This window comes from Halococcus thailandensis JCM 13552 (genome assembly GCF_000336715.1).
GTDB lineage: Archaea > Halobacteriota > Halobacteria > Halobacteriales > Halococcaceae > Halococcus > Halococcus thailandensis.
The window spans coordinates 1-13,424 of the sequence record NZ_AOMF01000152.1; the positions used below are offsets into that span (position 1 = coordinate 1).

Annotated in this window: 14 protein-coding genes and 1 pseudogene; 9 read left to right on the forward strand and 6 right to left on the reverse strand. The window is 61.5% G+C overall.

All coding sequences use genetic code 11. The features are described from left to right. The first annotated feature begins 145 nt into the window (after window positions 1-145). A complete protein-coding gene (locus C451_RS09225) occupies window positions 146-865 on the forward strand; it encodes a S9 family peptidase (protein WP_338035189.1) in 720 nt (239 codons plus the stop codon). Window positions 866-1,138: 273 nt separating this feature from the next. On the opposite strand, the pseudogene C451_RS09230 reads toward C451_RS09225, so the two are convergent. Together C451_RS09230 and C451_RS09235 are read right to left on the reverse strand one after the other, a co-directional pair. Next, a pseudogene (locus C451_RS09230) lies at window positions 1,139-2,114 on the reverse strand (universal stress protein). Between the two features lie 353 nt (window positions 2,115-2,467). Next, window positions 2,468-3,499, reverse strand: a complete 1,032-nt coding sequence (locus C451_RS09235; protein ID WP_049913059.1) for a ZIP family metal transporter — start codon at window positions 3,497-3,499, stop codon at window positions 2,468-2,470. A 369-nt stretch (window positions 3,500-3,868) separates the two neighbouring features. Between C451_RS09235 and C451_RS09240 the strand changes: the two genes are divergently transcribed. From C451_RS09240 to C451_RS09260, 5 genes are all read left to right on the forward strand, one after another. Next, window positions 3,869-4,735, forward strand: coding sequence for a universal stress protein (locus tag C451_RS09240; protein WP_007739973.1), 867 nt, complete (start codon window positions 3,869-3,871; stop codon window positions 4,733-4,735). A gap of 409 nt (window positions 4,736-5,144) precedes the next feature. After that, window positions 5,145-5,711, forward strand: a complete 567-nt coding sequence (locus C451_RS09245; RefSeq protein WP_007739975.1) for a DoxX family membrane protein — start codon at window positions 5,145-5,147, stop codon at window positions 5,709-5,711. A 91-nt stretch (window positions 5,712-5,802) separates the two neighbouring features. Then, a complete protein-coding gene (locus tag C451_RS09250) occupies window positions 5,803-6,666 on the forward strand; it encodes a universal stress protein (RefSeq protein ID WP_007739977.1) in 864 nt (287 codons plus the stop codon). A 118-nt stretch (window positions 6,667-6,784) separates the two neighbouring features. Next, the gene (locus C451_RS09255) at window positions 6,785-8,140 is read left to right on the forward strand and encodes a hypothetical protein (protein ID WP_152420455.1); all 1,356 of its coding nucleotides are present in this window, start codon (window positions 6,785-6,787) and stop codon (window positions 8,138-8,140) included. Window positions 8,141-8,247: 107 nt separating this feature from the next. Next, window positions 8,248-8,589: a cupin domain-containing protein gene (locus tag C451_RS09260; RefSeq protein WP_007739980.1), complete on the forward strand. Its 342-nt coding sequence runs from the start codon at window positions 8,248-8,250 to the stop codon at window positions 8,587-8,589. A gap of 108 nt (window positions 8,590-8,697) precedes the next feature. Here C451_RS09260 and C451_RS09265 read toward each other — a convergent pair whose 3' ends face one another. Beyond that, on the reverse strand, window positions 8,698-9,267 hold the full coding sequence (locus tag C451_RS09265; RefSeq protein ID WP_007739982.1) for a hypothetical protein: 570 nt from the start codon (window positions 9,265-9,267) through the stop codon (window positions 8,698-8,700). A gap of 147 nt (window positions 9,268-9,414) precedes the next feature. Here C451_RS09265 and C451_RS09270 point away from each other — a divergent pair, with 147 nt between their 5' ends. The 3 genes from C451_RS09270 (at window position 9,415) to C451_RS09280 (ending at window position 11,567) form a co-directional block, all read left to right on the forward strand. Continuing rightward, a complete protein-coding gene (locus tag C451_RS09270; protein ID WP_007739984.1) occupies window positions 9,415-10,020 on the forward strand; it encodes a GNAT family N-acetyltransferase in 606 nt (201 codons plus the stop codon). Between the two features lie 63 nt (window positions 10,021-10,083). Further along, window positions 10,084-10,383, forward strand: coding sequence for an Htur_1727 family rSAM-partnered candidate RiPP (locus C451_RS09275; RefSeq protein ID WP_007739986.1), 300 nt, complete (start codon window positions 10,084-10,086; stop codon window positions 10,381-10,383). Beyond that, window positions 10,380-11,567 carry a TIGR04347 family pseudo-SAM/SPASM protein gene (locus C451_RS09280; RefSeq protein ID WP_007739987.1) on the forward strand — a complete coding sequence of 396 codons (1,188 nt, stop codon included), beginning with the start codon at window positions 10,380-10,382 and terminating at the stop codon, window positions 11,565-11,567. Before C451_RS09275 ends, C451_RS09280 begins: the two co-directional genes overlap by 4 nt. Before the next feature lie 79 nt (window positions 11,568-11,646). Here C451_RS09280 and C451_RS09285 read toward each other — a convergent pair whose 3' ends face one another. Genes C451_RS09285 through C451_RS09295 form a run of 3 tightly spaced genes read right to left on the reverse strand, consistent with a single transcriptional unit; the run spans window position 11,647 to window position 13,407 of the window. Beyond that, window positions 11,647-11,985: a glutamyl-tRNA reductase gene (locus tag C451_RS09285; protein ID WP_007739993.1), complete on the reverse strand. Its 339-nt coding sequence runs from the start codon at window positions 11,983-11,985 to the stop codon at window positions 11,647-11,649. A 12-nt stretch (window positions 11,986-11,997) separates the two neighbouring features. Continuing rightward, on the reverse strand, window positions 11,998-13,101 hold the full coding sequence (locus C451_RS09290; protein WP_007739995.1) for a TIGR04053 family radical SAM/SPASM domain-containing protein: 1,104 nt from the start codon (window positions 13,099-13,101) through the stop codon (window positions 11,998-12,000). A 3-nt stretch (window positions 13,102-13,104) separates the two neighbouring features. After that, window positions 13,105-13,407 carry a CGCGG family putative rSAM-modified RiPP protein gene (locus tag C451_RS09295; protein WP_007739996.1) on the reverse strand — a complete coding sequence of 101 codons (303 nt, stop codon included), beginning with the start codon at window positions 13,405-13,407 and terminating at the stop codon, window positions 13,105-13,107. Between the last annotated feature and the right edge of the window lie 17 nt (window positions 13,408-13,424).

The window sequence follows — 13,424 nt, forward strand, 5'->3', positions numbered from 1 at the left end:
TTCTAGTCTAGTGAAAGTGACTATTCCTGCAATTAGTGACTGCTGTACGATATTACCGAACTGATTTCGAAACCGTGCAACGGGCTATTATCCACCGCAAAACCCCGACGTAGACGAACCAACCGACGAACGACCGCCACTCGTGGTGTTGAGTCACGGCGGTCCGACGAGCGAGACGCTGCCGCTGCTTTCGATCAGCGGCGTGCCCTCGATCCAGTTTCTCACGACACGCGGGATCGCTGTCGTCGACGTCAACTATCGCGGGAGTACGGGCTACGGGCGTGACTACCGCGAACGACTCACCAACGAGTGGGGTGTGATCGATACGATCGACTGTGTCAACGCGGCTGAATACCTCGTCGAAGAGGGCCGAGTCGACGGGGAACGGCTGGCGATAGAGGGTGGCAGCGCCGGTGGATATGCCACGCTGTGTGGACTGACCTTCCACGATACGTTCGATGCCGGAGTGAGCCACTACGGCGTGGCCGATGTCGAAGCTCTGGCTCGCGAGACACACAAATTCGAGTCACGGTATCTTGACGGCCTTATCGGTCCCCTGCCCGAGACACAAGACACCTACCACGAACGGTCACCCCTCTATCACGCTGACGAGATTCGCTGCCCGACCCTGTTGCTGCAAGGCTCCGAGGACGCCGTCGTCCCGCCCTCTCAAGCGAAGCAGATGGTCGAAGAGCTCGCCGACAACGGTGTCCCGCACGCGTATCTCGAGTTCGAAGGCGAACAACACGGGTTCCGACGTGCGGAGTCGATTCAGCGCGCTGCCGAGGCAGAACTATCGTTTTATGGACAGGTGTTCGGATTCACTCCCGAGAGCGACATCGAGCCGATCGAGCTTAGCGAGTGACGACATCCGTCTGTAGCTAACTCCAGCGGTTCGGTTGAGCGGCGGTAGCGAGCCGTTCCTGCAGGACTGGACGCTGTTGATGGATCGTCCGGGTCGGCCACCATCCGTTCCAACAGCGGTGGTGGCGAATAAGCCGGGGTAGTCACTGAGTCGCTTGAGGATCTGCTGGGCGTGTAGCTAGAGGTCGCCGCCCAACGTTCCGATGGGGAAACCCGCGGATCGCCTCTTCGTCCATCTGTACCATGCCGTGTTCGTCCAGTTCATCGGCCGTTATCAGTCCACGTCCTTCCGCGCGTTGACCGCCAACACCGGCATTTCGGCGTGTCTGATGACTCGTTCGGCCGTGCTCCCGAGGAGGTAGCGGTTGAGACCCGTTCGGCCGGTCGTCCCCATCGTGATCAGGTCAACCCCGTGTTCGTCAGCGTAGTCAAGTAAATCGCGTGCCGGAAGCCCCTCGTAGACGCTCGTCGTTGCATCGAGATCGACATCCGCCGCGCGCGTAGCGATCTCCTCGGTCGCGCGCTCGCCTTCGGCTTCGAAACGCTCGGCCAACTCCGGTGGCGCGGAGTAGCCGGGTGTGAGTGTTACCGAGCCGGCATCGACGATGTTGACTGCATGAACGCGAGCGCCGGCTTTCTTTGCGATCTCGATGCCGTGGTCGATGGCCATGCTTGCGGCCTCGCTGCCGTCGGTCGGAATCAGTACGTCTTCGTAGTCCCCGCTGAGTTCGCTCCGCTCGATTGCTTTGGTCGTTAGTACTGGACACGAAGCCTGACGGACGACGCGCTCGGTCACACTGCCCGCTACGTATCGACTCACTCCGGTTCGACCGTGCGTCCCCATCGAGACGAGATCGATATCGTGTTCGGTGGCGTATTCGAGTATCGCGTCAGCAGGTTTCCCTCTGAGTACTGACGTCTCTATCGCGTCGCCCTGGAAGGTCTCCTCGGTTGTCGCGATGGCGTCTTCGTATTCGGCTTCAATGCGTTCGACGAACTGTCGATCGACCCCGCCAGCGTTGAACATCCCACCCGCCGTNCGCGATGGCGTCTTCGTATTCGGCTTCAATGCGTTCGACGAACTGTCGATCGACCCCGCCAGCGTTGAACATCCCACCCGCCGTCTGTACGTCGGCAGCACTGACGAGATGAACCGTTGCGTCGAACGCCTGCATGAGGTAGTGGGCGTGTTCGGCGGCTCGAATCGCGTGCTCACTGCCGTCGGTCGGAACGAGAATCGTCTCGTACATCGTTCGTCGGAACAGCTCGCCAGCAGATAAATCTAGATGACAGTTCTAAACCGTGGAGAAGTGGCCTGTGTGTTTACATTCGATACACTCGTAGTGTCTAAGTCATTTCGGCAGTATCTATTTAAGCTGGCTTGAGGGAGGGCAGGTCGTAGCGAGCACTATCGATAAAACTCACGGATCTACTCAGAGAGACGTTGAACGTGGACTGTGTTGAGTTGAGATGGGCGCACCCAACATCCGTCAGGAGTTGGGGATGTATCTCCGTTCGATGAGGGCGTCGCTGCGGGAGGTCGCCGAGGATGCATCAGAGTTCACAACGGACGCGTATGAGCCGTGTGCCGGCAGACAACGACTTAGATCGCCATCAACGGCAGCATCAACGTGATGCCACCAGCAACGCCAGCAGCCAGTTCGCGATGGCCACCACCGTCCAGTCCGGCACCGATCTGTAGCGCCTCGGGGATGAACTCGGTAATGACGAGGTAGATCATCGCCCCAGCAGCGAACCCGAATCCGAACGGCAAGAATCCTCGTGCCCACGAAACGAATGCAAACGCGATCACGGCACCGATCGGCTGGGGCAGCGACGAGAACACCGCTGCGCCAACCATCCGCCACTCACTCACCTCCATCGATCGGAGCGGGATCGAGATCGCGATTCCCTCGGGAATGTTGTGGATCGAAATCGCGATCGTCATGAACACGGCCAGTACGGGCACGACGAGACCGAACATCGTGACACCGCCCTCCAGACCGACATCGGCAAACGAAACCCCGATAGCAACTCCCTCGGGGAAGGAGTGGACNACGGGCACGACGAGACCGAACATCGTGACACCGCCCTCCAGACCGACATCGGCAAACGAAACCCCGATAGCAACTCCCTCGGGGAAGGAGTGGACCGTCAAAATACCGAGTATCAACACCAGTTTTCGCAGGTCGCCTTCAGCGACCACGTGAGTGGCCAACGGGGCGTCTTCTACTGGCACAGTAGTGTCTGCTGGCCCGGTATCCGAGGGTCCACCATCGGATCGAGGGGCGTTGGCGTCCTCGTCCACGGTGGAGCCACCGATCTCCGGAGAAGTCGGTTGGTCGCTCAGATCGATCCTGTCGAGCACAGCGTCGGCGATTATCACGAGGAAGACGCCAGCGATGCTTCCGAGTATGAGCAGTGTTGGGATCCCCGTCGAGACTGCGAGCCCCTCGCCCAAGAGGCCGAACCCGGACGCTGCGAGCATGATGCCCGAGGCGAGACCCCACAACGCGACGTTCCATCGGTCGCTGATGTCGTCGAACAGAAAGAACGGTATCGCACCCAATCCCGTCGCGAGTGCCGTGACTAGTCCGGCAACAAACACGAACGCCACTGCTCCCGGCTCGGTCATCGATATCCACTCGGGCGATCCGCGATCCGCTCCAGTTTCGTGACCATCTCTCGTCGTCGACTACACACTATACCCGAATAACTCTTATCAATATGCAAACTGTTTTTGGCTCTCCGAAACCTCTCGGTAGTGGATANTTCGTGACCATCTCTCGTCGTCGACTACACACTATACCCGAATAACTCTTATCAATATGCAAACTGTTTTTGGCTCTCCGAAACCTCTCGGTAGTGGATAGTCGATTCCAGACGTTGCAAATATAGTGGATCTGTAGTTCGAATCTGCAATCGTAGGGGATGTTGAAATCGATCATTCGCCTCTGTCAGTGCTTCCAATGATTGATTGCGGTGGACGACGGCAGATCTACTAGTGTTCGACAACGTTCTCGTCCCGACCGACGGAAGCGCGTGTGCCGAGATGGCCAGCGAGTACGCCAGGAACCTGGCGACGAAGTACGAGGCGACCGTCCACGCGCTGTGCGTCGCGGATTCCCGGAGACTCGAAAACGCACCACAATACGAACGGATCAAAGAAGAACGGAGCGAATCCGCCGAACAAGCCCGTTCCGAGTTCTCCGCTGCCGGACTCTCGGCGAATCAGGCCGTCCGGACTGACGTTCCCCACGAGGCCATCCTCGAATACGCGTCAAATCAGGAAATAGATCTGATCGTCATGGGAACACACGGGCGAACGGGGGTCGATCGGTATCCCCTCGGCAGCGTCACCGAGAAAGTCGTTCGTCTCTCGGACGCGCCAGTGTTGACGGTACAAGAGATGGACGACGACGCGATCACGTATCCATATACTGACGTCCTGGTGGCGACCGATGGCAGTGATGGAGCGGCTGCAGCAATCGATCCGGCCGTGGATATCGCACGGACCTACGATGCTCGTCTCCACGCACTCTCGGTCGTCGATTCGATGGCGCTGGGGGTCGACGTTCGTACCGATATCATCGACGAGCAGTTCGAGGACGCAGCCCAGACAGCAGTCAAAACTGTCGACGAGCGTGCTCGTGATGCATCCGTCTCCGTGATCGAAACTGCCGTCGAGTACGGAACGCCCTATCGAGAGATCAACGCCTATGCGGACGCGCACGATATCGACCTCGTCGTGATGGGGACTCGTGGACAAAGCGGCCTCAAGCGCTACCTCCTCGGCAGCGTGACGGAGAAGACGGTGCGGACGTCACCCGTGCCCGTGCTGTCGGTTCGGGAGCCGGATCCGAAGGAGTGACTATCCAGCCAGTACCGAGTACTGTTTGCACCAGAACGCCGAACACCGCTGTTGTTCCCGATAGCACGCCCGGATATGAGAACCAGGCAGGTAGTTGCTCTCCCCTTCCCCGACGATAGAACGTTCGCGTGCAATGGGCCAAACTGCGCCGGATGACGAACGTTCGTAAATGACCCTGCCCTGCTCGCTCACCCCGTCTTGGGACAACTGTCTATCGTTCCGCTGGTATCCGTATCCTGCAGCTGTCACTCTCTGGGTCGGCCTTCGGAGGCTGGTTGACTGTTGCATTCCGACCTCTACAGGAAACGCAAATGAGGCGTCGATATTTCCTCAATTTTCAATCATTGAGAATTGCCCTCGCAGTATATTCTGGCTGCGTTCGTCTGTTCAACTGTAGGAGAGAAAACCCATGGCAGCAAACCAGATGACCGGCGAAGCAAACACGTTCAAGAGCAAAATCGGAGGGATCACGCTCACTGGGAAAGCCCATAGCCTGAGCGCGTGGTTCGTCCTCGCACTCCGACTCATGATGGGGTACGCGTTCCTCTACTCCGGAGTGGACAAGATCCTCGCTGGCGGATTCGATGCACAGGGCTATCTGGTCGGAGCGGTCCCCGAGGGGAGCCCACTGGTTGGTGTGTTCGCGACGATGGGTCAGACAGCGTGGTTCGTGGATGTCGTGAACGTCGCCGTCCCGTGGGGTGAGCTTCTCATCGGGCTCGGTCTACTGGTCGGGTTCCTGACCCGCCTCGCAGCGTTCTGGGGCGCGTTCATGATGCTCCTGTTCTACTTCGGGAACTGGGAGGTCGCCAACGGTGTGATCAACGGTGACTTCGCGTACATGCTCGTGTTCCTCGCTGTGGCCGCCTTCGGGGCCGGGCGCATCCTCGGCCTCGACGCCATCGTCGAGCAGCACGAGATCGACGGCGAACCGCTCATCGAGCGCTACCCGAAACTCGACTACATCCTCGGGTGATCGTCACCCGGGGTGCTCTGTACGATAAGCTACCATCCGAAAACGAGTGAGACCAAACTACAAACACCATCGGGATTCACGACAACACGTTATGTACAATACCATACTCGTCCCAACGGACGGCAGTGAGGGAGCGAAAGCTGCAGCACGACACGGACTGAACCTTGCGAACGCCTTCGACAGCAAGGTTCAGTTCTTGAGCGTCGTCGACGATCGAGCGTACAGTAGCAGTCTCGCAGGTATCGACTCGGCGGCAAACGACCAACGGGAAGCGCTCGAACGACAGGCCTCTAACGCACTCCAAGTGCTCGAAGGACTCGTAGACGAAACGCCAAGCACGTACCAGACCGCGATCGAACACGGCGTCCCACACGAGACGATCCGTTCCTCTGCCGACGAGCACGATGTCGATCTGATCGCAATGGGTACCCATGGTCGTACTGGACTCGATCGATATCTCATCGGCAGCGTCGCCGAGCGCGTCGTCAGAACGAGTGACGTTCCCGTTCTTACTGCTCAGACCAAACCCGAGGAGAGTTCGGGGTACGACAGAATCGTGATCCCGACCGACGGAAGTGATACTGCAACCGTCGCCGTCGATCACGGACTCGCCATTGCAGAACAGTACGATGCGACGGTTCACGCGCTCTCAGTCGTCGAGCTCAGTGCTGTGGCAGGTTCGTACGATGTCCCTTCCATGATCGAATCGTTGACGGAACGATGCGAGCGAACTGTCGAAAGCGTCGCTGAAGAGTGTGAAAACCGCGGTCTCGATGTCGTTGCTGACGTTGTAGAAGGAACGCCCTACCAAGCGATACAGAAGTATATCAGAAGCGAGGAAATCGACCTCGTTGCGATGGGTACTCACGGACGGACTGGACTCGGACGATATCTCATCGGGAGCGTGACCGAGCGTATCGTTAGGACGAGCGATATTCCGGTACTCACAGTCTAATATCACGATATAATCCCCATCTTTCAACGACGTGAACGGCGATGTGCAGCCGGATCGCGGCACACTGCCGAACCTGTTCGGGCGCACTGCAAGGGGGCTGGCCGCCGTAGGCGAGCGCATGAGCGCGATCATGGGCGATCTCGAAACGGATCGTCAGCCGCCGATGACGATCCCGCTGGCACATTTCGTCGTCGGCTTCTGCTTTCTCCTCCTCGGCGGTCTGCTCGGAATCGTGGACGCGGTCGCTGGCGGGGTCGGGCTGACACGGCTCTCGCACATCCATCTGCTCTTCGTCGGCTGGATCTGTCTCACCATCATGGGCGCGATGACGCAGTTCGTCCCGGTCTGGTCGGGCGTCGAACTCCACTCGCGCCGGCTCGCGCTCGCACAGCTGTGGCTGCTCACCCCCGGACTCGTCGGGTTCGTCGCGGCGCTGCTCGCGGGAAATCTCGGTTGGCTCCCGCTGTTCGGATCGGTGATGCTCGTCGGCTTCTGGCTGTTCGTCTACAACGTCGGGCGGACGCTGCTGTGCGCTCGTCCGTTCGACGTGACCGAGCGCCATTTCGCGTTCGCGCTCGGAACGTTCCTCTTGCTGACGATACTGGGGGTGCTGCTGGCGATCGATTTCACCCAGCCACTGTTCGGCTCGTCGCTCCCGCGTGGGCAAATCCTCATGGCGCACGCGACGCTCGCGGTCTTCGGCGCGGTGCTCGCGACGGTGCTCGGCGCACTCTACCAGCTGGGAACGATGTTCACCCAGACCTCGCTGCACGGCATCGATCGCCCGCTCAAACGGTTCGAGGAAATCGCCTACCCCACCGGCGTACTGGCACTCGCCGCTGGCCGCCTCGTGGCGAACGGGAGTCTCGCCCGTGTCGGTGGGCTGCTCGTCGTTGCGGGTATCCTCGCCGTCGGTGTGATCCTCGCCCGACGGCTCTTCGAGACGCGGGTTCCGTGGACGCCGATGCTGTCGCGGTACGCCGTCGTGGCCGTTGCGATGGTGCTCTGGGCGCTGGTGACAGCGCCAGCGTGGGTCGCCGATCCGCTCGCCCGTGCGACGCTGTTCGGCACCGAGAGCCCCCACCTGCTCGCGTTCGGCGTCGTCGGATTCGTGGTGCTCGGCACGCTCTATCACGTGGTGCCGTTCATCGTCTGGGTGCATCGCTACAGCGACCGGCTCGGCTACGAGACGGTGCCCATGATCGACGATCTCTACGACGCACGCGTCGCCACCGCCGATCTCGTCGCGCTGGTCGTCGGTACCGGACTGCTCGTCGTCGGCGAGCGATTCGCCGTTCCGGCTTCCGTGTTCGCCGTCGGTGGTGGCATCGCAGTCGTCGGGTTCGCCCTCTTCGTCGGGAACATGCTGCTGGTCGTTCGCGATCACAGCCCACAGGGACTCGGGCGTATCCTCGTTCCGACATCCGCGTCACGTGACTCACGTGCCGTCGACTCCCGACCCGAGGAGCGCTGATCCACACCCTCTCCTTCCCCTTCTCATCCCTCCCCTCACTCTCATACCCGATCATGTTCGTGATGAAAGCGATGGCAACGGAGCGATGATAGAGAGAACGAACACCGATGACAGCGACCGAACCCGAATCCGAACCCACGACCGAGCCCGAACGCGTACGCCTCGACGAACTGGATGGAGCACCGCACGCGGTGGTGTTCGAACACGACGCGCCGCGCACCATCCGTCTCACGCTCGACGCCGACCAGCAGCTGCCCGCCCATCGCCATCCGGACACCGACATCGTCTGCCATCTCGTCGAGGGTGTACTCGATCTCGCACTCGATGATGAGTCCCATCGCCTCGCCGCGGGCGATCTGCTCCGGTTCAGCGGCGATCGCGAGATCGCACCGACGGCCATCGAGGACAGCGTCGCCGTGCTCGTGTTCGCCCCGCAGGAAACCGATTGATTCCGGAGGGATCACGTGCGATGGCCGGCAGCATCGTCGAACCGTATCCCGTCCGGAGTTCGTGAAAAGCGACGCACCTGCCGGACGGTCGAACGGCTGTCGTCGATCTCAGAACGGTGACTGTTCCCCGCCGGCCGATCCCGGCTGCCGTCTCGACCCGGCCGTTGCACTCTCGCTCGCTTCGTCGATCCGCCCGGTGTCGCGATAGCGTGCGTCGAGTTCGTCGAGACGATCGTTGATGGCCGTGCTCTGCTGGTGCATCGGATGGACGCGAACGCGCACGCGGTCGTACTCGTGGCGATCGCTCAGACCGTTCCACGCGCGAAACGAGCCGATGGTGAGCGTGTGGCTCTGCGGACAGAACGGTGTCGTCGGGGTGAACTCCGCACGGAGCGTCGAAGAATCGTCGGTCTCCTCGGCGTAGCGATAGCCCGCAGCCGGATGGCGATCGTCGAGATTGAGCCGTGCGAGATTGTAGCCGAACGTCATGTCGTAGACGCCGCGCTCGTCGAACAGCCGTTTCGTGAGCCGGTGGAAGGCCGTGTGGCGATCGTCGGTCAGAACGTCGTGACCGTCGAGAAACGGGCCGGGTTCCGGCAGGTTTTCGGGAACGAACTCGTGATAGCGATCGAAGAGGCTATCGTCCGCCCTGGAAAACGGCGACGGGAACTCGGGCATGGTCGTGTATCGAACCCGAGAACCGGTAACTGCTGTCCCGAACCCGTTCGTGGCCATCGGGCGTTTCGACGGGATGAAATCGGGATCGGTTCCTGATGCGAAGATGTTCGCAACAGCGTATTCCGGTTAGTATGATCAAGTATCACTATGGCCGATCGCTCCGGGGATGCAGGCGTCGCCTGCGACGGGTGGGACTACTCCGGCTGTGAGGGGACGAAATACTGTCCGCCACGCTGCCCACGGTTCGTCGATGGCGACGGGACGGCGCTGCTAGTCAGACCGTACGAGTCGGATCATCGGGACGCGCTGGTGCAGATGTACGAAGAGATCGATGCGGACAGCAGAACGCTCGGTCTGCCACCGGAGTCGCGTGAAGGGATCGAGGACTGGCTCGATCACCTCACGTCGAACGGATGGAACCTCGTCGCGCTCGCCGGCGACGACGTGGTCGGCCATATCGCGGCCGCCCCGCTTGACGACGAGGAGCCACATATCGTCGTGTTCGTCCACCACGCCTACCAGAATCGAGGCCTCGGTACCGAGCTGATTCGACAGCTCATCGCCCACGCCGACGACAGGGATCACGGTGCGCTCGTACTGACCGTCGCCGCGGAGAACGAACGAGCCAGAACCGTCTACGACAACATCGGCTTCGATGTGAGCGATCGGCTGGCAACCGAGATCACGATGCGGCTCTCGATCGAGGAACCGATCGCGAAACGCGTTCGGCTCCCGCCGGCGGAGCGGCCGTGAGCACCAAGATCGCCGAACATCATCGGGAAAGGAACGTTTGCATCGTGGCTCGCGTGTGGAACCATGGCCGAGCAATCGAACTGGTCTCGCGTCGGCGAGCAGCCCCGTGATGCGGTCGATCGTGAATGGGAGGTCTTCATTCGGAACGAGTCACGGGATCCACTGCAGCACGTCGGGAGCGTGTCCGCGCCCACGATCGAAACTGCTCGGACACAGGCGACGACCCTGTTCGGCCGGTACGCGACCGATCTGTGGCTCTGTCCAGCGACCGACGTGCGGCGCTATTCCAGAACGACGATCGACGAACGGGCCGTGTCGGTCGATTCCGAGGGAGAGCGCGACGAGCGAGGCCACAGCGCATGATCTCGATCAGCAAGCTCCTCTGTGGTCTCGACGCGGAGGGTGACGGGCTTCGCTACGACGCTGCCGGCGAGTCCGCGAAACCACAGATCACCGACCACAAACAGCGACGGCCGGTCGTCGTCTGGAACCTCACCAAACAGTGCAATCTCTCCTGCTCACACTGTTACGCGGCCGCCGACACCGAAACCGCCGACGGCGAGCTCACTACCGAGGAGGGCAAGCGCGTGCTCGACGATCTCGCCGACTACGGCGTCCCGGTCGTGCTGTTCTCCGGCGGCGAACCGCTCGTCCGCGACGATCTACCCGAACTGATCGAATACGCGGACGCGAGCGGCATCCGTCCGGTGCTCTCGACGAACGGCACGCTCATCACCACCGAGATCGCACGGGAGCTGCGCGAGGCGGGCCTGAAATATGCGGGCATCTCGGTCGACGGACTGCCCGAACGGAACGACGCGTTCCGTGGCCAAGACGGTGCGTTCGATGCGGCCGTGCGTGGGATCAGGGCGTGTCTCGACGCCGGCCTCAAGACCGGGCTCCGATACACGATCACCGAGCGGAACGCGGCGGATCTCCCCGCTGTCGTCGATCTTCTCCACGACGAGGGCGTCGATCGGTTCTGTTTCTACCATCTCGATTACGGTGGTCGTGGTGCAGGGATCGTCGACGCCGATCTCTCGCCGGAAGAAAAGCGGGCCGCCGTGAAGCAGCTCTGTGATCTCACGCGACGATATCACGATCACGGCGACGAGATCGAGACGTTGCTCGTGGGCAACTACACCGATGCCGCCTATCTCGTCGAATACGCGCGCCAGCATCTGAGTGAGGCCAACGCCGAACGGATAGACGATTACCTCCGCCGAAACGGGGGCGATCCGACCGGCGAGCGCGTCGCCGACATCGATTACCAGGGAAACGTCCATCTCACACAGTTCTGGCAGAACTACAGCCTCGGCAACGTGCGTGATCGCCCGTTCAGTGCGATCTGGGATGACGATTCGAACCCACTACTGGAAGCGTTGCGCAACCGAGAGCAGCGACTGTCAGGGCGGTGTGCTGACTGTCAATATCAAGATATCTGCCGAGGGGCGTCACGACTCCGGGCACTCTCCGTGCACGACGATCCGTTCGCCCCCGACCCGCAGTGTTATCTCAAAGAGGACGAAATCGTGCCGACAGTGTGACTGTTGTCTATCCGATCGTATGACAGTCAGCATGCCGTCGAGAAACGCGGATTCGACACTGGAGGGCGTCTCAGTATCGTCATTCGTTCGAGAGCGTGTCCGGATCGAACAGCTCCAGCGCCGTCCGCACATCGAAGGAATTCGTCGACGACGGGTTTCGAAGCGACTGCGTCGGCGGAGCCAGCAGTTCGTCGACGAGCGCGTCCGCCATATCGACGACGATGGCTCGTTGGGCATCCGTGAGGGTTCCGTGCTGCTCCAGTTTCGTGAGGGCGGTCCGGAGCTCCCGCTGTTCGATCCGATCCGCGTGGGCGTGCAGCCGCTCGATGGCGCGCTCTCGTGATCCATTCGGCTCGACCGATCGCTGCGAACCGCGATTTCGCCGATCACGACCACGGTTGTCGGTGCTCTGGGTCATCGATCACGCTCGTCAGGCAGTGAACTGCTGGTCGGGCGGTGCTCCATCGTACTCGTCAGGCAGGTACGCACAGAGCGGATCACTCGCCAGTGGATCGCCCGTGTACGCGTACGCTCGCGAACGACTCCCGCCACAGACGTGTCGGTACTCACATGCTCCACATTTCCCCCGGAGTGCGTCGGGATCGCGGAGTCGCCGGAACAGTTCCGACTCGCGATAGACGTCGACGACATCCTCGTGTTTGACGTTCCCCGCTGCCTGCGGCAGGAAGCCCGAGGGATACAGCTCGCCAGTATGGCTGACGAACGCGAACCCGTTTCCCGCGGTGATCCCCATTCGACGGCCGATCCCGTCCGGTGCCGACGATCGGGTCGCGTGGTCGGCGCGGCCGCGTTCGATCGCGACCCGTCGGTAGTGGGGCGCCTCGGTCGTCTTGATCCCGAAGGGGACGTCGTCGTTGACGGTACACAGCCACTCCATGACCCGTTCCGCACGGTCGGGCGAGATCGGATCGAGAACCCGTCCCCGTCCGACCGGGACGAGGAAGAACACCGACCAGAGCACGGCACCGAGCTCCGCAACGAGATTCCGAACGGCCGGTAGTTCGTTGACGGTGTCCGCACAGACGGTGGTGTTGATCTGTATCGGAACACCGGCAGCGCGGGCGTCGCGTGCTGCCCGCAGCGTTTGCTCGAAACTGCCCCGTTCTTGGCGGAACTCGTCGTGAGCCGCGGCCGAACCGCCATCGATGCTCAGTGCCATCCGGCGAAGGCCTGCATCGGCCAACTCCCGGATTCGGTCGGCAGTGAGCGACGTCGTCCCGCTCGGCGTGAGCGTCATTCGCAGCCCGTTGTCCGTCCCGTAGTCGACGAGTTCGACGGTGTCGTCGCGGGCCAGCGGATCGCCACCGGACAGCACGACGAGCTGTCCGTCGCCGAACGTACGGATGTCGTCCAGCAACTGCTTGCCTTCGGCCGTCGTGAGTTCGTCCGGATGTCGCTGGGGCTGTGCGTTCGCCCGACAGTGTTTGCAGGCGAGCGCACACGCCTGCGTGACCTCCCAGATGAGGACGAACGGGCGCTGGCTGGTGTCGATCGCCCGTGGATCGGCCGCCATCGATCAGACGTGGACGCGGGTGACGTGGCCGCCACAGCCACACTGTTCGACGTAGTTCCACTCGATCTCGTCGCCGTATTCGTCGGCGAGCGCGTCGAAGAGGTACTCCTGCGGGTGGCCGTGATCGCCGTGCGTGACGAGGTTGACGTGGTTGCCCGAGACCGTGTGTTCGATGGCGTCGAGCGCCTGCTCGACGACCAGTGCCCTGTCGTCGGCGTGGCGCGGTTTTTCGAGGTTCGCCGACCAGGAGTTGTCGTGCAGACGGTCGGTGATCGGTTCGGCATCGTTGTGGGATACGCTCGCCATGTTCTACCTTGGGCTCC